The sequence below is a fragment of the Nonomuraea endophytica genome, assembly GCF_014203235.1.
Lineage (GTDB): Bacteria > Actinomycetota > Actinomycetes > Streptosporangiales > Streptosporangiaceae > Nonomuraea > Nonomuraea endophytica.
On record NZ_JACHIN010000001.1, the window covers coordinates 650,333 to 665,394 of the forward strand.

Sequence of the window (15,062 nt, forward strand, 5' to 3'; positions counted from 1 at the left end):
GGTGCCTAGTCTCCCACCGGAGCCTTCACCGAGGCCGCGATAGCGAGCAGCTCCTTGGCCAGCGACTCGCTGACGCGGATCCACGCCCCGGTGCCGACGCGTTCCAGCCAGACGATCATCTTGCCGCCTTCGGGATGGGCGCCGACCACGGCGGGCTTGCCGCGCACTGTGGTCTCGCGGGCGCGCTCAAGGTCGGCCCGCTTGCGGTAGGTCTCCCACTCAGCAGCGACAGTACCGTGTTCGACCTGCGCTTCGACCGTGTGTTCGCCGGTTCCGAAGCGGGCCCAGCCGCCGTCGACGCCCTCTTCCTGGGCGATCACCCCGCCGCCGGTCCTTTCCAGGCCCGCGGGAAGGTAGGTGAGCCAGAAGTTGTCGGACACGACGGCGATCGTGGTGGGCTTGATCAGAGCAGGAGCGGGAGGCAGCGGCGCGGGTCGCGGTTGTTGTCCGAAATCTGCGGAGAACACCAGGGAGAGCGCCACCACCGACGACACCAGGGCCAGGACCGAGAACGCGGCACGCCACCACTGCCCCGAATGCATACCCGGTAGATCCCCAGTTTCGGGCGCACTTTACTCGGAGATCGGATGAATTCCTTCCGCGATCTTGACCAGCTCGTCCTTGATCTTGTCCTTGCCGATGCTCTTGACGCGGAACTGGCTCATCATGACCTCGACCGCGAGGCCGTCGCGCAGCTTCCAGCCGATGGTGTGGGTGCCGCCCTCAGGTTCGGTGTACGCGCCCACCTTGGCCACCTCACCGCCCTCCGACACGTTGGCCAGGTAGGCCTTCTTCTCCTTGACCTCCACCGTCTCCGCGCCCTGGCCGGGGAAGTCCGCCAGCCGCTTCCCGACGAACGATGCCGCGTCGCCCTCGTAGACGACGATCTGGATGGAGTAGAAGCCGTCCTTGTTGGGCTCGTCGAAAGAGGTGGTGTAGGAGTTCTTCCCGAAGCCGTCCTTGCCCGACCAGTTGCCCCAGGACAGGCCCTCGGGGAGATATCCCACCCGGATCCCGCCGAACTCCCGCCCGTCGCCCAGGTCGCCGAGGTCCTGCAGGGCGGAGGTCAGCGTCACCTTGGTGCCGGGCTCGACTTCCTCTCCCGCGGCGGGCTTCTGCGCGGTGACGAACTGGGGGATCTCGGCGATGTCGTCGACCTGTAGCCCGGCGGCTTTCAGCGTCTTGACCGCTTGATCCAGCTTGAGGCCGTTCACGTCGGGCACGGTGACCTTGGTCTTGACCACGGCCGAGGCGGTCTCGTTGCCCGTCACCGGTTTGGGCTCGTTGGAGGTGATGACCGCGGGCACCGTCACCGCCACCGCCGCGGTGACCAGGGCGGCTCCCGCCGTACGAAATCTGATGGCGTGGCGGCGGCGGGCGCGGCGCACGGAGCTCCCCAGCGTCGGCGGCGCGTGGACGTCGGCGACGTGCCTGGCCATCGCCTCCCTGAGCTCTTCCTCGACGTTCATCGAAACACTCCTTCCTTGACGCTCTCGCGCATCTTGGCCAGTCCTCTGGCCGCCTGGCTCTTCACGGTGCCGAGCGAGCAGCCCAGCAGCGCCGCGGTGGCGCTCTCCGACTGGTCCTCCCAGTAGCGGAGGACCAGGACCGCCCGCATCCTGGGCGGCAGCCTGCGCAACTCCTCGATGAGGCTGTCGCGCAGATCCACGTCGGGCGAGCCGGCCGCGGTCTCGGGCGGCCGGGCGAAGGTGATCTCCTGCAGCACCCGGCGGCGCCTGGCCTTGTTGATGGCCGCGTTCACGACGACCTTGCGCGCGTACGCGTCGGGGTTGTCGCGGCGGATCCTCGGCCAGTGCCGGTAGACCTTCTCCAGTGCGCCCTGGACCAGGTCTTCGGCGTCGTGCGCCGACGCGCCGCAGACCAGTACCGCGGTCCGCAGCAGCGAGGTGCTTCTGGCGGCGACGAACTCGTCGAAGGCCGCCTCGTCTTCATCCGTCATCAGCGGGGTCCCCTTTCGCCTTCCACAACACGCGAACCCGCCGGGAAGTTGAGTGGAAGAATAAGGAGATGCACCGCCCGCTCCACATGCTTCCCAAGGCCCACCTGCACCTGCACTTCACCGGCTCGATGCGCCACTCGACCCTGATCGATCTGGCCAGGTCGCAGGGCCTGCATCTGCCGGACGCGCTGGAGGAGGACTGGCCGCCGCGGCTGCGCGCGACCGACGAGCGGGGCTGGTTCCGCTTCCAGCGGCTCTACGACATCGCCAGGTCCGTGCTGTCCACGCCCGAGCACGTCTACCGGCTGCTGCGCGAGGCCGCCGAGGACGAGGCCGCCGAGGGTTCGCGCTGGCTGGAGATCCAGGTCGACCCGTCGGGCTTCCAGCAGCGCTTCGGCGGGCTGACCGCGACGCTGGAGCTGATGCTCGACGCGGCCGCGCGGGCCGCCACGCACGCCGGGATCGGCGTCGCGGTGATCGTCGCGGCCAACAGGACCCGCCACCCGCTCGACGCGAACACGCTGGCCAGGCTCGCCGTCCAATACGTCGACCGCGGGGTCGTCGGCTTCGGCCTGTCCAACGACGAGCGGCGCGGCGCGGCCAGGGAGTTCGAGCGCGCCTTCCGCATCGCCAAGCGCGCGGGCCTGCTGTCACTGCCCCACGGCGGCGAACTGCTCGGCCCGCGCAGCATCGAGCAGTGCGTCTACGACCTCGACGCCGACCGGGTCGGCCACGGCGTGCGCGCGGCGGAGTCGGAGCGGCTCATGGAACGGCTCGCCGACCGCCAGGTCTGCTGCGAGGTCTGCCCGACCTCCAACGTCGGACTCGGGGTGGCCGAGCGGGTGGCCGACGTGCCGGTGCGGAGGTTGTTCGAGGCCGGGGTGCCGATCGCGCTGGGCGCCGACGACCCGCTGCTGTTCGGCGCGCGCCTGCTGCGCCAATACGAGCTTCTTCGCGAGGTGTACGGCTTCCGCGACGCCGAGATCGCCGAGGTGGCCAGGCAGTCGATCAGGTCGTCGGCCGCCCCGGAGTCGGTGAGCAAGGAGATGCTCAAGGGCGTGGACGACTGGCTGGCGGCGCCGTCAGCGGAGTGAGTTCGCGATCTCCGCGGCCCGGTTTTTGTCCTTGACCCCTTCGAGGCGGAACCCGATGCCACTCCGCTCCCACAGCAGGGTCTCCTCGGCCAGCCGCAGCGGGAGCGGGGTGTTGTCGCCGCGCTTGAGATAGCTGAGCCGGTGGGTGCCGGTGATCCACCACGCCTCGCCGTAGCGGAGCGGGACGTTGTCGGGCCAGGGCTCGCCCATCTCCTTGAGGAAGACCGGGCTGAACCCACCGTCGAACTGGTCCAGCCTGACGCCGCCCCAGAACATCGACACCACGCGGCCCTTGTCGCTGATCCTGACCTCGTCCGGCTCCCCCAGAACACTGGGCCGGTTGACCGGGAACTTCACCAGACCGGCGAGCTGATCCGGGGTGACCGTGCGCTCGCCCGGCAGCGGTGTCGGCGTCACGGCCACCGGCGGGGTGTCGCTGATGCGCAGCTCGATCCCGGCCAGCCGCAGGATGTGCGCGACCGCCGCCCTGCCCTGCGGCGTGCCCGCCGTGATCGCCACCACGACCGCGACCACAACCGCCGTGATCACCAACCGCCGCCGCCTGCCCGGGCGCCGCGCCCCATCCTCCCGCCCAGGCGGCCGCCGGAAAACACCACGGCGCCCCCGAGAACCCGGCTCGCCCGGCACAGGTGAAGCCGCCCCGGCGCCATCCTCGGGCGCGCTGGGTCCGCCGCGCGGCGCAAGCTCCTCAGGCGGCCCCACCTGCTCGGCATCGCCGCCCTCGGCCCCGCCGGAAGCGCCGTGGTCGGTTTCGGTGGAAGCGTCGTCGGTGGAAGTGCTGCCATCGGCCTCCAGGCGGGCGCGTACGGCTGCCGCCACGTCGGAGGGAGGCGGCGCGGGCACGTCGACGGCGTCGCCGAGCGCGAGAAGTTCGGCTTCCAGATCGTCGAACGACTCATGCGAGGTCACGGCCCACCTCCTCCCTTAGCCTGGCCAGCCCACGATGGGTGCTGGACTTGACGGTGCCCAGGGGCCAGTCGAGCACCTGGGCGGTCTCCGCTTCCGACAGCTGTAAGAAGTACCGGCAGACCACGGCCTGACGTTCCCGATCAGGCAACCGGCGTACCGCTTCCAGGAGCCGGGCCCGGCGGTCGGTGGCGACAGCCGTACCCTCTGGGTCGTCGGGGGCGGCGGCGTCGGCGCTCATGCTCGCCCGCAACGCCAGCTCGGTGCGGCGGCCGCGCGAGCGGGTGAGGTTGTGCGTCTCGTTGGCGACGATCCGCAGCAGCCACGGCCGGAAGGGCGCGTCGCGGCGGAAGGAGGCCAGGTGGCGGTAGGCCTTGACGAACGCCTCCTGCACGACGTCCTCGGCCTCGTCACCGGCGCCGAGCATGGCGGCGGTGCGGTGCGCGAGCGCGCTGTAGCGGGCGACCAGCGCCTCGTAGGCGGACAGGTCGCCGGACAGCGCGCGGGTGATCGCCTCGTCGTCGTCCATGGACGAGACAGATTCCACCGCATGGCGGCCCCGCAGCGGAAGAGGTGAGCCTCATCGTTAAGCGGGCACTAGACTCTGGCAGATCCGTAGCCCCTTGAAGGAAACAAGGACTCATGTCTTCTGGGTATGACCGTGTAGTGCAACCGGCGGCCGGTGACGAGGCCCTGGAGAACCACCTAGGTGGCGACGAGGCCAAGAACTACCGGCAGTACGAGTTCGACATGGTCGCACCGCATGTCGGCCGCTCGATGCTGGAGATCGGCTCTGGGCTGGGGCACTTCGCCGAGCAGTTCCTGCCGCGGCTGGACCGGCTGGTGGTAAGCGACTTCGACCCCTACTGCTGCGACCAGCTCAACAAGCGCTTCGCCGACAACTCCGACATCGAGGTCCTGCACTTCGCGCTGCCCGACCCGGTCCCGATGGAGGGCCAGGTCGACACGGTCGTCCTCATGAACGTCCTGGAGCACATCGAGGAAGACGCCGAGGCCCTGCGCTCGCTGGCCAAGGTCACGGCGCCCGGCGGCCGGATCATCATCTGGGTGCCCGGCTACATGCAGCTTTATGGAGACTTCGACCGCAAGGTCGGCCACGTGCAGCGCTACACGCCCAAGACGCTGACCCAGACGGTCATGCGCGCCGGGCTGGACATCGACGTGTGCAAGCCGATCAACTTCCTCGGCGGCATCGCCTGGTGGGCCGCGGTCCGCCGGGGCGGCGTGGGTTACCCGGACCCGCGTCTGGTCAAGATCTACGACCGCACGGTGGTGCCGACGACCCGCTTCATCGAGCGCTTCATCCGGCCGCCCTTCGGCCAGACGGTCTTCTGCGTGGCCCGGGTCCCCCAGTCCTGACTCAGCCGAAGGCCACGTCCTTGGTCTCCACGGTGCCGCCCTTGCGCCCCGGCGCGGTCTGGTAGCGCCAGTAGAGGTTGGTGTGGGCGATGACCTGCTCCGGCGCGGGCGCGCCCCAGGCGGACTGGTCTTCGGTGGTGTGCGCGTCGCTGACCAGCGTCGCGTCGTAGCCGCGGACGATGGCGCCGTGGAGCGTGGAGCGGACGCAGACGTCGGTCTGCGCGCCCACGACCACGAGATGGCCGATGCCGAGGCCGGACAGGATGTCCTCCAGGTCGGTGTCCTCGAAGGAGTCGCCGTAGAGCTTGTGCACGAGCGGCTCGGCCGCGTCGGGCACCAGTTCGGGCACGATCTGCCAGCTGTCACTGCGCAGGGCCATGTCCTCGTCGGAGTGCTGCACCCACACGACGGGCACCTGCTCGCGTCTGGCCTTGTCCACGAGGTCGCCGATGTTGGCGACGACCGCGTCGCGCTCGTGGGCGCCGGTGACGACGCCGTTCTGCACGTCGATGACCAGCAGCGCGGTGTTGGGCCGGTCGGCGAGAGTGGTCATGAAGCCCCCTGGGTCCGTAGTGACGGCCACACAGTAGCCGGTGGTCCCGACAAAATAGAGTGGCCGGATGATCCGCATCGAGCGTCTCGATCACCTGGTCCTGACCGTCGCCGACGTCGACCGGACCATCACGTTCTATACCGAGGTCCTGGGGATGGAGCCGGTCGTGTTCGGCGGCGGCCGCAGGGCGCTGCGCTTCGGGCCGCACAAGATCAACCTGCACGCCGCCGGGCACGAGATCGATCCCAAGGCCGCCAGGCCCACAGCCGGGTCGGCTGACCTGTGCCTGGTCAGCGCGGTGCCGATCGAGGAGGTCATCGCGCATCTGGGCGCCTCGGGGGTGGCGATCGAGGTGGGGCCGGCGCCGCGTACGGGCGCGCTGGGCGAGATGACGTCGGTCTACTTCCGCGACCCCGACAACAACCTCATCGAGGTCTCCACGTACTAGGCCGCGCCTTCCGACATCCGCGACGGGGGCGTAACGTCGGCGGGAGGGCGCAGATGAGCGACTATGCCAAGGCACGAGAGCTCGGCGAGCAGGCCCGTGAGACGGAGTGGAACCGGCCGAGCTTCGCGAAGCAGCTGTTCCTCGGGGATTTCCGGCTGGATCTGGTCTATCCGGTTCAGGCGGTGCCCGACGACGCGGCCAAGCGGGGGGAGGACTTCGTCCGGGCCGTCCGGAGATTCCTGGATACGCGGGTCGATCCGGCGGTCATCGAGCGGACGGGGGTCGTTCCCGACGAGGTGGTCAACGGGTTCAGGGAGCTCGGGGCCTTCGGGATCACGATCGCCGAGGAGTATGGCGGGCTGGGCCTGCCGTACCTCTACTACTGCCGGGCGCTCATGCTGGTCGGGTCGTACTGCCCGGCGCTGGCGACGCTGCTGTCGGCGCATCAGTCGATCGGGGTGCCGCAGCCGCTGAAGCTGTTCGGCACCGAGGAGCAGAAGCGGAAATTCCTCCCACGCTGCGCAAAGGGCGAAATATCGGCGTTTCTTCTGACTGAGCCGGACGTGGGGTCGGACCCTGCCCGGCTGGCCACCACCGCCACCAAGGACGGGGACGACTACGTCCTCGACGGGACAAAGCTCTGGACCACGAACGGAGTGGTCGCCGACCTGCTCGTCGTGATGGCGCGTACCGGGAAGAAGATCAGTGCCTTCGTGGTCGAGGGCGACTCGCCGGGGATCACGGTGCAGCGGCGCAACACCTTCATGGGGCTGCGCGGGATCGAGAACGGGGTCACGACGTTCGCCGGCGTGCGGGTGCCCGCGGCCAACCTGATCGGGCGCGAGGGCGAAGGGCTGAAGATCGCGCTGACCACGCTCAACACCGGACGGCTCTCGCTGCCCGCCACCTGCGCGGGCAACGCCAAGTGGGCGGTGAAGATCGCCCGCGAGTGGAGTTCGGCACGGGTGCAGTGGGGGCGCAGCGTCGGCGAGCACGAGGCCGTGGCCACGAAGATCGCGTTCATCGCGGCCACCGCCTACGCGCTGGAGGCCGTCTGCGACCTGACCGCGCGCATGGCCGACTCGGCCGCCACCGACATCCGCATCGAGGCGGCGCTGGCCAAGCTCTACGCCACCGAGCTGTCCTACACCGCCCTGGACGAACTGGTCCAGATCAGGGGCGGACGCGGTTACGAGACCGCCGATTCGCTGGTGGCCAGGGGCGAGCGGGGCGTACCCGCTGAGCAGATGCTGCGCGACTCCCGGATCAACCGGATCTTCGAGGGCTCCTCGGAGATCATGAAGCTGCTGATCACCCGCGAGGCGGTCGACGCCCATCTGAGCGCCGCCGGTGAGCTGATCAACCCGGACGCCTCCCGCCAGGAGCGGACCCAGGCGCTCCGGCGGGCGACCGCCTTCTACGCCAAGTGGCTGCCCACGCTCGTGGCGGGCTCCGGCTCGCTGCCCGCGTCGTACCCCGACTTCGGCCCGCTCGCCCGCCACCTGCGTTACGTGGAGCGGACCAGCAGGAAGCTGGCGCGCTCGCTCTTCTACGGCATGTCGCGCTGGCAGGGACGGCTGGAGCACAAGCAGGCCTTCCTCGGCCGGATCGTGGACATCGGCGCCGAGCTGTTCGCGATGACGGCCGCCTGCGTGAAGGCCAGGGAGGACGCCGCCGACCTGGGCCGGCGCCCGCAGGAGCTGGCCGACACGTTCTGCCTGCAGGCCAGCCGCCGTATCCAGACACTCTTCTCCACACTCTGGGACAACAACGACGCGCAGGAGGTACGGCTGGCGCGTTACGTCCTGGAAGGCCGCTACACCTTCCTCGAAGAGGGCATCCTCGACCCGTCGGTCGAGGGCCCGTGGATCGGTTCGCCCGAGGGCGGGGAGAACGTGCGGAGAAAGATCCCCTGACACACCCGGTCTAGACCGGTTATGCCGGTTTGTGCGTTTGGAAGTTTTCAAACCGATACCTACCGGTATAGACCGGCTGCTGAACAGAGGCTTACTCTGACGCAAACGCGGTGAGCTGTGGCTCTCGCACCCCCAAACCCTGTGGGCTGGGTCCGGGGCTGGTACGGACCAGCGTGACCCGTCCGACGAGAAGGCGGTATCTACGGTGAACATCAAGCTTGTGGGCGGCGCCGCTCTCGGCCTGGCCACCATGCTGGTCCTGTCCAGCTGTGGCGGTGGCGGAAGCTCGGGCACGCCGGCCGACGGCGGCAACACGGCCGCGGCCGGCGGCGCGGTCACGCTGAAGATGGTCGCGGCCGACTACGGCGACGGCCCCGGCGCGCCGAACTCCGGTGACAACTTCTGGAAGGAGGTCGTCGCCGAGTTCGAGAAGGCCAACCCGAACATCAAGGTCCAGGTCACCGTCATCAACTGGAATGACATCGACAAGCAGGTCGCGACCATGGTCCAGAACGGCCAGGCGCCCGACATCCTGCAGACCGGCGACTACTCCGGCTTCGTCAAGGACGGCCTGCTGCACAAGGTCGAGGAGATCGTCTCCCCGAACGTCCAGCAGGACCTGCTGGCCAAGTTCGCCGAGTTCGGCAAGGTCGACGGCGCCGCGTACGGCCTGCCGTTCGTCTCCTCCGCCCGCGCGCTGTTCTACAACAAGGAACTGTTCGAGAAGGCCGGCATCGCCGAGCCGCCGAAGACCTGGGACGAGCTCAAGGCCGCGGCCGAGAAGCTGAAGAAGTCCGGCGTCAGCCAGCCCTTCGGCCTGCCCCTGGGCCAGGAGGAGGCGCAGGCCGAGGCGTTCCTGTGGATGCTGGGCAACGGCGGCGGCTACAAGGACGCCGCCGGCAAGTGGGCGATCAACTCCCCCGCGAACGTCGAGACCTTCACCTACGTCAAGGGCCTCGTCGACGCCGGCCTGACCAGCCCGAACCCCGGCACCAAGGACCGCAAGACGGTCTGGGAGGACTTCGCGGCCGGCAAGGTCGGCATGGCCAACGGCGGCCCCATGTCCATCCCGATCTTCGACAAGGGCGCCGTGAAGGACAAGTACGGCGTCGTGGCGATCCCCGGCAAGACCGGCCCACTCAACACGACCCTGGGCGTCATGGACTGGATCATGGCGTTCAACCAGAACAAGCACCCGGACGAGATCAAGAAGTTCTTCGACTTCTTCTACACCGGCCCGGCCGCCGAGAAGATCGTGGACCTCTACAAGCTGCTGCCCGTGACCAACGGCGGCATCACGAAGCTTTCCGGCGACGAGAAGCTCAAGCCGTTCCTCGACGGCCTGCCCAACGCCAGCTTCTACCCGTTCCAGGACCCCAAGTGGTCTGAGCTGAACACCCAGATCAAGCAGACCATGGGCGGCGCCGTGAAGGACCCGGCCAAGACGCTCGGTGAGCTCCAGAAGGTCGCCGAGACCGGCTGACCGGTCGAGGTGTGTACGGCAGGCGGCTCGGTGCCGGGCGCCTGCCGTACCTCCATGAAAGGGTTCGCATGAAGAAGCTGGAGCCGCTCGCCTGGGTCGGGCCCGCGGTCTTGCTGATCGCCGGGGTGGTCATCTGGCCGGTGATCGAGATGATCCGCTCGTCGTTCCTGCAGATCAGCCGGTTCGGCGTGGTCCGGGAGGGCAACTTCCCCGACAACTACACGAAGGTCTTCACCTCGAAGGACTTCGGCGACATCATGGTCCGCAGCGTGATCTGGGTGATCGCGGTCGTCGCGCTCACCGTGCTGATCTCCCTGCTGCTGGCGCAGCTGTTCAACCAGAAGTTCCCGGGACGCAAGCTGGCCCGCTGGGCGCTGATCGCGCCGTGGGCGGCGTCGGTGCTGATGACCGCGATCGTGTTCAAGTGGATGCTCGACCCCGAGGTCGGCGTCATCAACCTGATCCGGCGTGACCTGGGCGTCTTCCTGAACAACACCTTCGGCATCGAGCCGAGCTCGCTCGGGCTGCTCGGCGCGATGGGCGGCACCTCAGCCGACCAGCTCGGCCAGGCCTCCACCGCGATGCCGTGGCTGGTCTTCGTGGCGGTGTTCGTGTCGGTGCCGTTCACGACGTACGCGCTGCTGGCGGGCCTGGCCACGATCCCGGCCGACATCTACGAGGCGGCCAGGATGGACGGCGCCTCGAAGTTCCGCACCTACTGGTCGATCACGCTGCCGCTGCTGCGGCCCGCGCTGACCGTCGCGGCGCTGATCAACGTCATGAACGTCTTCAACAGCTTCCCGATCATCTGGGCGATGACGAAGGGCCAGCCGGGTTACGACACCGCGACGTCCACGATCTTCATGTACATCCTGAAGGGCTCCGACATCGGGGCGTCCGCGGCGATGTCGGTGGTGAACTTCGGCATGGTCATCGTGCTGACCATCATCTTCCTGCGGGTCTCCCGCTGGAACAAGGAGGTGGCGTAGGTGAGCATGCAGACCGCTCCCGCCCCGCTGAGCCGGCGGCACCACCACCAGCGCCCGCGCCGTTCGCGTTCGATGCCGCGGCTCAAGACGACGCTCATCGCCGGGCTCGCCTATCTGATCGGGTTCGTCTTCCTCTTCCCGTACCTGGTCATGGTGCTGATCGCGCTGCGGCCGCAGAGCGAGCTGCGCACGGCCCAGTGGTTCCCCGACACCTGGGACCTGTCGGCGATCGGCGGGTTCTGGCGGGGCGGGCTGGCCGACAACCTGCTGGTCTCGTTGCAGGTCGCGATCGGCTCGACGTTGCTGGTGCTGATCGTGGCGCTGCCGGCCGCCTACTACACCGCGCGGCACAACTTCAGGGGGCGCACGTTCTTCCTGATCCTGGTGCTGGTCACGCAGATGTTCCAGCCGACCTCGATGGTCGTGGGCATCTACCGGGAGTTCTTCCAGTTCGGGCTGGTGGACTCGGTGTGGTCGCTGATCCTGGTCAACGGCGGGTTCAACCTGGCCTTCGCGGTGTGGATCCTCAACGCGTACTTCTCCAGCATCCCCCGTGAGCTGGAGGAAGCAGCCTTCATCGACGGCAACGGGCGGATGGGCGCGCTGTTCCGCATCACGCTCCCGCTGGCCATGCCGGGCGTGATCACGGCGCTGATCTTCACGTTCATCGCCGCGTGGAACGAGTTCGTCGTCGCGCTGACCCTGACCACGAGCCCGGAGAACCAGCCGCTGCCCGTGGCGCTGCACTCCTACATGGGCCAGTACTCGGTGGACTGGCAGGGACTGTTCGCCGGGTCGGTGATCGCCACGATCCCGGTCATCATCCTGTTCGCGCTCATCGAGCGGAAGGTGGTCGGCGGTCTCACCGCCGGCTCGATCAAGTAGGCCACCCTCAGCGGGCGACCTCCTCCCGCCCGCCCTTCGGCCGCCGCGCGATCCGCGGCGGCCGAAGTGTTTTCTCACAGGAAGAACGTGCGCAGGTCGGCGACCAGCACCTCGGGCACCTCCATGGCGGGAAAGTGCCCGCCTCGGTCGTACTCGGCCCAGTGCACGACCTTGTGCTCGCGTTCGGCGACGCGCCGCACGCCGGGGTCGCCGGGGAAGACGGCGACGCCGTGGGGCACTCCGGAGTACGGGCTGCGCCCGCCCCAGGCCGCCGCGCCCTCCTTGTAGATGCGGGCGGCCGAGCCTGCCGTACCGGTGAACCAGTAGACGCTGATGTTGGTGAGAAGCTGGTCGCGGTCCACTTCGACGCCGGCCCACTCGTGGAACTTCTCGGCGATCCAGGTGAGCTGGCCGGCCGGGGAGTCGTGCAGGCCGTAGGCGAGGGTCTGGGGACGGGTCGACTGGATCATGGCGTAGCCGAGGGCCTCCGTGTCCGGATATGTCGCCAGCCGTACGCTTTCGGCCTCCGTCAGGCCCTCCAGCTCGGCCGGGTCGCCCGTCGGGAAGCCGAGGCCGCCGTTGACGTGCACGCCGACCACCTTGTCCGGCGCCACCCGGCCCAGTTCCGGTGCGATGACCGAGCCGGTGTCGGTGCCGTGCGCGCCGTAGCGCTCGTAGCCGAGGCGCTCCATGAGCACCGCCCACGCCCTGGCCACCCGCTTGAGGTCCCAGCCCTTCTCGCGGGTCGGGCCGGAGAAGCCGAAGCCCGGGATCGACGGCGCGACGACGTGGAAGTCCTGCGCCAGCGGTTCGATGAGCCGCATGAACTCCACGAACGAGCCGGGCCAGCCGTGGGTGATGATCAGCGGCAGGGCGTCCGGGTTGGCGGAGCGGACGTGGACGAAGTGGATGTTCTGCCCGTCGATCTCGGTGGTGAACTGCGGGAGGGCGTTCAACGCGGCTTCCTGGGCCCGCCAGTCGAAGCCGTCGGCCCAGTAGGCGGCGAGCTCGCGGGCGTAGGAGAGCGGGACGCCGTAGGACCAGCCGGTCCCGGGTAGTTCGTCGGGCCAGCGGGTGCGGGCCAGGCGTTCGCGCAGGTCGGCGAGGTCGGCGTCGGGGATGTCGATGTGGAAGGGCTTCATGGGCACAACTCTAGGAACCGCCTAGGTCAGGTAACGTCCTAGGTTGTGAGGCTGCTTTCTTTGCTGGGTCTCCTGCAGACCCACCGGGACTGGTCGGGGGCCGAGCTGGCCGAGCGGCTCGGCGTGTCCATGCGTACCGTCCGGCGCGACGTGGACCGGCTGCGCGAGCTCGGTTACCCGGTCAACGCCACCGCGGGCGCGCCGGGGTACCGGCTGGGGGCCGGGTCGCGGCTGCCGCCGCTGCTGCTCGACGACGACGAGGCGGTCGCGGTGGCGATCGGGCTGCGTACCGGCGCCGGGGGCACCGTGGCCGGGCTGGAGGAGGTCTGCGTGCGGGCGCTGGCCAAGCTGGAGCAGGTGCTGCCCTCCCACCTGCGGCATCGGGTCGACGCGCTCAAGACGGTGACGGTGCCGATGCCGCTGGGCGGTCCGGCGGTGGATCCCGGCGTGCTGTCCGCGATCGCGGCCGCCGCGTGGGCGCGGGAATGCCTGCGGTTCGACTACCGCGCGCACGACGGCACACCGAGCAGGCGTACGGCGGAGCCGTACCGGCTGGTGCACTCGGGACGGCGCTGGTACCTGGTCGGATGGGACGTCGAGCGGCGCGACTGGCGCACCTACCGCGTCGACCGGCTCACCCTGCTCAGCCCGAACGGCCCGCGCTTCCAGCCCCGCCCCCTGCCCGCCGACGACCTGGCCGGCTACACCTCGCGGCGGATCGCCAGCGCCCCCTACCGCTACCAGGGCCGCTTCACCGTCCACGGACCCGCCAGCGCCGTGAGCGAGCGCATGACCGCGACCTCAGGCGCGATCGAGCCGATCGACGAGCACACCTGCATGGTCAGCACCGGCTCGGACTCGCTGGACGAACTGGCGCTGTGGGTGGGGCTGCTCGGCTTCCGCTTCGAGACGCACGAGCCGCCCGAACTCGTCGACCACATCCGCACGCTGGGAGAGAGACTCCGGGCGTCGGCCGATAACCCGTTGCGCCCTCAATGATCGCTCCCCTACTGTCGGAGCACCAAGAGCCACTACCTGGATGGGTAGTTGAAGCGCCTCCACGCCATGGGCGCGAACACCGCCGGCGCCCCGGTCCTGCTTGTCACAGGGCCGGGGCGCCGTCGTAGGTGTACCACTGGCTGTGGTCGAGGAGCTGGCGCGGCGTGATCGTCCAGCCGACCTCGCTTGCGAACGGTTCCACCGGCACGTCGATCAGCTCGGCCGGCAGGAAGTGGGCGACCGAGCCGTGCCTGGCCTGCCAGTCGGCCCAGAGCTTGTCCACGAAGCAGTGGTTGAGGAAGAACGCCGGGTCGTTCGGCGCCGAGGCGGGCAGCATGCTGCCGCCCATCCACACGTGGGCCCGGTTGTGCATGACCGGGCCGCCCGGCCAGCCCTCGACGAGGTTGCGGAAGCCGCCGCTCGCCGAGGAGTCGTACGGCGCCTGGTCGTAAAGCGAGGTGGCCAGCGCCTGGCCGACCAGCCCGGCCCCGGACGGCCGGTCGGCCCCGGCGCCGAACTCCCTGCGCAGGAACTCCCTGTTGTCCTCGCGGACGTTGAGCGGCCACTGCCCGTTGCGGAAGGCGAACGGCCCCTCCATCACCTGCTGGTCCCCCGGACGTCCGTTGCCGCCGAGGAAGTCCGGGGTGAACGGCGCCGCCCCGGCGCTCTGCTGCACCGTCCAGTCCCAGTACGGCAGCGCCACCCCCAGCTGCGTCTCGAAGTGCGCCAGCATCGCCCGGTGCCAGGGCAGGAAGCCGGCGTGCATGTGGGCGTTCCAGCCGTGCTCGCCGAAGGCCCGGCGGTGCAGGTCGACGAAGTAGTCGTAGGCGCCGCTGCGCTTGAGCCGCAGGAAGGCGTCCACCAGCGCGGACTTCTCGGCGGAGCTCAGCGCGGCGGCGTTCTTGCGCAGTCGGGTCGCCCGGCGGCGGCCGCCGGAATCGGGCTGTTCCAGCTTCACCTTCGGCGCCGGCGGCCGGTCGACCAGCTTGGCGCCGCGCAGCAGCTCGACCGCCTCAAGCGCCGCGCCCTTGAGCGTGCGGTGGCCGGAGTACATGTTGAGCTCGCTGATGAACCGGCCGCCCTGCTCCATCAACTCCAGCGCGACGCCGTCGACGAACACCGACCTGCTGAGCAGGCCGTGCATCTCGTGCCCCGACGGGCAGATCTTGATCTTGCGGCCCTTGTGGGTGAGCTCGACACACCCGTCGATGGGCGGACCGGCCAGGAACGGCACCGCCCCCATCGCCATCAATACCTGCCGCCTGCTCGCACCGAACATGAGGCAC

At 69.3% G+C, this 15,062-nt stretch carries 16 protein-coding genes; 8 read left to right on the top strand and 8 right to left on the bottom strand.

What is annotated here, in order from left to right; genetic code table 11:
* Window positions 1-5 precede the first annotated feature (5 nt).
* Genes HNR40_RS02990 through HNR40_RS03000 form a run of 3 tightly spaced genes read right to left on the bottom strand, consistent with a single transcriptional unit; the run spans window position 6 to window position 1,960 of the window.
* Window positions 6-542 (bottom strand): hypothetical protein, encoded by a 537-nt coding sequence (locus HNR40_RS02990; RefSeq protein WP_184958111.1) that lies wholly within the window; start codon window positions 540-542, stop codon window positions 6-8.
* Window positions 543-572: 30 nt separating this feature from the next.
* Window positions 573-1,469, bottom strand: coding sequence for a PASTA domain-containing protein (locus HNR40_RS02995; RefSeq protein WP_184958112.1), 897 nt, complete (start codon window positions 1,467-1,469; stop codon window positions 573-575).
* The gene (locus HNR40_RS03000) at window positions 1,466-1,960 is read right to left on the bottom strand and encodes a SigE family RNA polymerase sigma factor (RefSeq protein WP_184958114.1); all 495 of its coding nucleotides are present in this window, start codon (window positions 1,958-1,960) and stop codon (window positions 1,466-1,468) included. Before HNR40_RS03000 ends, HNR40_RS02995 begins: the two co-directional genes overlap by 4 nt.
* A gap of 68 nt (window positions 1,961-2,028) precedes the next feature.
* Here HNR40_RS03000 and HNR40_RS03005 point away from each other — a divergent pair, with 68 nt between their 5' ends.
* Window positions 2,029-3,054, top strand: a complete 1,026-nt coding sequence (locus tag HNR40_RS03005; RefSeq protein ID WP_184958115.1) for an adenosine deaminase — start codon at window positions 2,029-2,031, stop codon at window positions 3,052-3,054.
* Here the strand turns inward: HNR40_RS03005 and HNR40_RS03010 are convergent.
* Both HNR40_RS03010 and HNR40_RS03015 read right to left on the bottom strand, forming a co-directional pair.
* Complete coding sequence (locus tag HNR40_RS03010; RefSeq protein WP_184958116.1) at window positions 3,043-3,984, bottom strand: hypothetical protein; 942 nt, start codon at window positions 3,982-3,984, stop codon at window positions 3,043-3,045. The genes HNR40_RS03005 and HNR40_RS03010 overlap by 12 nt on opposite strands.
* Window positions 3,971-4,510, bottom strand: a complete 540-nt coding sequence (locus HNR40_RS03015; RefSeq protein WP_184958118.1) for an RNA polymerase sigma factor — start codon at window positions 4,508-4,510, stop codon at window positions 3,971-3,973. Before HNR40_RS03015 ends, HNR40_RS03010 begins: the two co-directional genes overlap by 14 nt.
* Window positions 4,511-4,623: 113 nt before the next feature.
* On the opposite strand from HNR40_RS03015, the gene HNR40_RS03020 reads away from it, so the two are divergent.
* On the top strand, window positions 4,624-5,361 hold the full coding sequence (locus HNR40_RS03020) for a class I SAM-dependent methyltransferase (protein WP_184958119.1): 738 nt from the start codon (window positions 4,624-4,626) through the stop codon (window positions 5,359-5,361).
* 1 nt (window position 5,362) lies between these two features.
* Here HNR40_RS03020 and HNR40_RS03025 read toward each other — a convergent pair whose 3' ends face one another.
* The gene (locus HNR40_RS03025; protein WP_184958120.1) at window positions 5,363-5,914 is read right to left on the bottom strand and encodes a cysteine hydrolase family protein; all 552 of its coding nucleotides are present in this window, start codon (window positions 5,912-5,914) and stop codon (window positions 5,363-5,365) included.
* A 67-nt stretch (window positions 5,915-5,981) separates the two neighbouring features.
* Here HNR40_RS03025 and HNR40_RS03030 point away from each other — a divergent pair, with 67 nt between their 5' ends.
* From HNR40_RS03030 to HNR40_RS03050, 5 genes are all read left to right on the top strand, one after another.
* Window positions 5,982-6,362, top strand: coding sequence for a VOC family protein (locus HNR40_RS03030; RefSeq protein WP_221339898.1), 381 nt, complete (start codon window positions 5,982-5,984; stop codon window positions 6,360-6,362).
* 53 nt (window positions 6,363-6,415) lie between these two features.
* Window positions 6,416-8,278, top strand: a complete 1,863-nt coding sequence (locus HNR40_RS03035; protein WP_184958122.1) for an acyl-CoA dehydrogenase family protein — start codon at window positions 6,416-6,418, stop codon at window positions 8,276-8,278.
* Between the two features lie 205 nt (window positions 8,279-8,483).
* A complete protein-coding gene (locus HNR40_RS03040) occupies window positions 8,484-9,761 on the top strand; it encodes an extracellular solute-binding protein (protein WP_312896159.1) in 1,278 nt (425 codons plus the stop codon).
* A gap of 68 nt (window positions 9,762-9,829) precedes the next feature.
* Window positions 9,830-10,750, top strand: a complete 921-nt coding sequence (locus HNR40_RS03045; RefSeq protein WP_184958123.1) for a carbohydrate ABC transporter permease — start codon at window positions 9,830-9,832, stop codon at window positions 10,748-10,750.
* Window positions 10,751-10,756: 6 nt separating this feature from the next.
* Window positions 10,757-11,635, top strand: a complete 879-nt coding sequence (locus tag HNR40_RS03050) for a carbohydrate ABC transporter permease (RefSeq protein ID WP_184959396.1) — start codon at window positions 10,757-10,759, stop codon at window positions 11,633-11,635.
* Between the two features lie 74 nt (window positions 11,636-11,709).
* On the opposite strand, the gene HNR40_RS03055 is transcribed toward HNR40_RS03050, so the two are convergent.
* Window positions 11,710-12,777: an epoxide hydrolase family protein gene (locus tag HNR40_RS03055; protein ID WP_184958124.1), complete on the bottom strand. Its 1,068-nt coding sequence runs from the start codon at window positions 12,775-12,777 to the stop codon at window positions 11,710-11,712.
* 45 nt (window positions 12,778-12,822) lie between these two features.
* Here HNR40_RS03055 and HNR40_RS03060 point away from each other — a divergent pair, with 45 nt between their 5' ends.
* Entirely contained in the window at window positions 12,823-13,776 is a 954-nt protein-coding gene (locus HNR40_RS03060; protein WP_312896160.1) for a helix-turn-helix transcriptional regulator, read from the top strand.
* A gap of 103 nt (window positions 13,777-13,879) precedes the next feature.
* Here HNR40_RS03060 and HNR40_RS03065 read toward each other — a convergent pair whose 3' ends face one another.
* Window positions 13,880-15,055 carry a tyrosinase family protein gene (locus HNR40_RS03065; RefSeq protein WP_221339899.1) on the bottom strand — a complete coding sequence of 392 codons (1,176 nt, stop codon included), beginning with the start codon at window positions 15,053-15,055 and terminating at the stop codon, window positions 13,880-13,882.
* Window positions 15,056-15,062: the final 7 nt, after the last annotated feature.

Bases quoted from the DNA above. Each gene is read 5' to 3' on its own strand.
- HNR40_RS02990 (WP_184958111.1), bottom strand. From the start codon at position 542: ATGCATTCGGGGCAGTGGTGGCGTGCCGCGTTCTCGGTCCTGGCCCTG.
- HNR40_RS03015 (WP_184958118.1), bottom strand. From the start codon at position 4,510: ATGGACGACGACGAGGCGATCACCCGCGCGCTGTCCGGCGACCTGTCC.
- HNR40_RS03000 (WP_184958114.1), bottom strand. From the start codon at position 1,960: ATGACGGATGAAGACGAGGCGGCCTTCGACGAGTTCGTCGCCGCCAGA.
- HNR40_RS03020 (WP_184958119.1), top strand. From the start codon at position 4,624: ATGTCTTCTGGGTATGACCGTGTAGTGCAACCGGCGGCCGGTGACGAG.
- HNR40_RS03005 (WP_184958115.1), top strand. From the start codon at position 2,029: ATGCACCGCCCGCTCCACATGCTTCCCAAGGCCCACCTGCACCTGCAC.
- HNR40_RS03055 (WP_184958124.1), bottom strand. From the start codon at position 12,777: ATGAAGCCCTTCCACATCGACATCCCCGACGCCGACCTCGCCGACCTG.
- HNR40_RS03035 (WP_184958122.1), top strand. From the start codon at position 6,416: ATGAGCGACTATGCCAAGGCACGAGAGCTCGGCGAGCAGGCCCGTGAG.
- HNR40_RS02995 (WP_184958112.1), bottom strand. From the start codon at position 1,469: ATGAACGTCGAGGAAGAGCTCAGGGAGGCGATGGCCAGGCACGTCGCC.
- HNR40_RS03045 (WP_184958123.1), top strand. From the start codon at position 9,830: ATGAAGAAGCTGGAGCCGCTCGCCTGGGTCGGGCCCGCGGTCTTGCTG.
- HNR40_RS03025 (WP_184958120.1), bottom strand. From the start codon at position 5,914: ATGACCACTCTCGCCGACCGGCCCAACACCGCGCTGCTGGTCATCGAC.
- HNR40_RS03065 (WP_221339899.1), bottom strand. From the start codon at position 15,055: ATGTTCGGTGCGAGCAGGCGGCAGGTATTGATGGCGATGGGGGCGGTG.
- HNR40_RS03050 (WP_184959396.1), top strand. From the start codon at position 10,757: ATGCAGACCGCTCCCGCCCCGCTGAGCCGGCGGCACCACCACCAGCGC.
- HNR40_RS03030 (WP_221339898.1), top strand. From the start codon at position 5,982: ATGATCCGCATCGAGCGTCTCGATCACCTGGTCCTGACCGTCGCCGAC.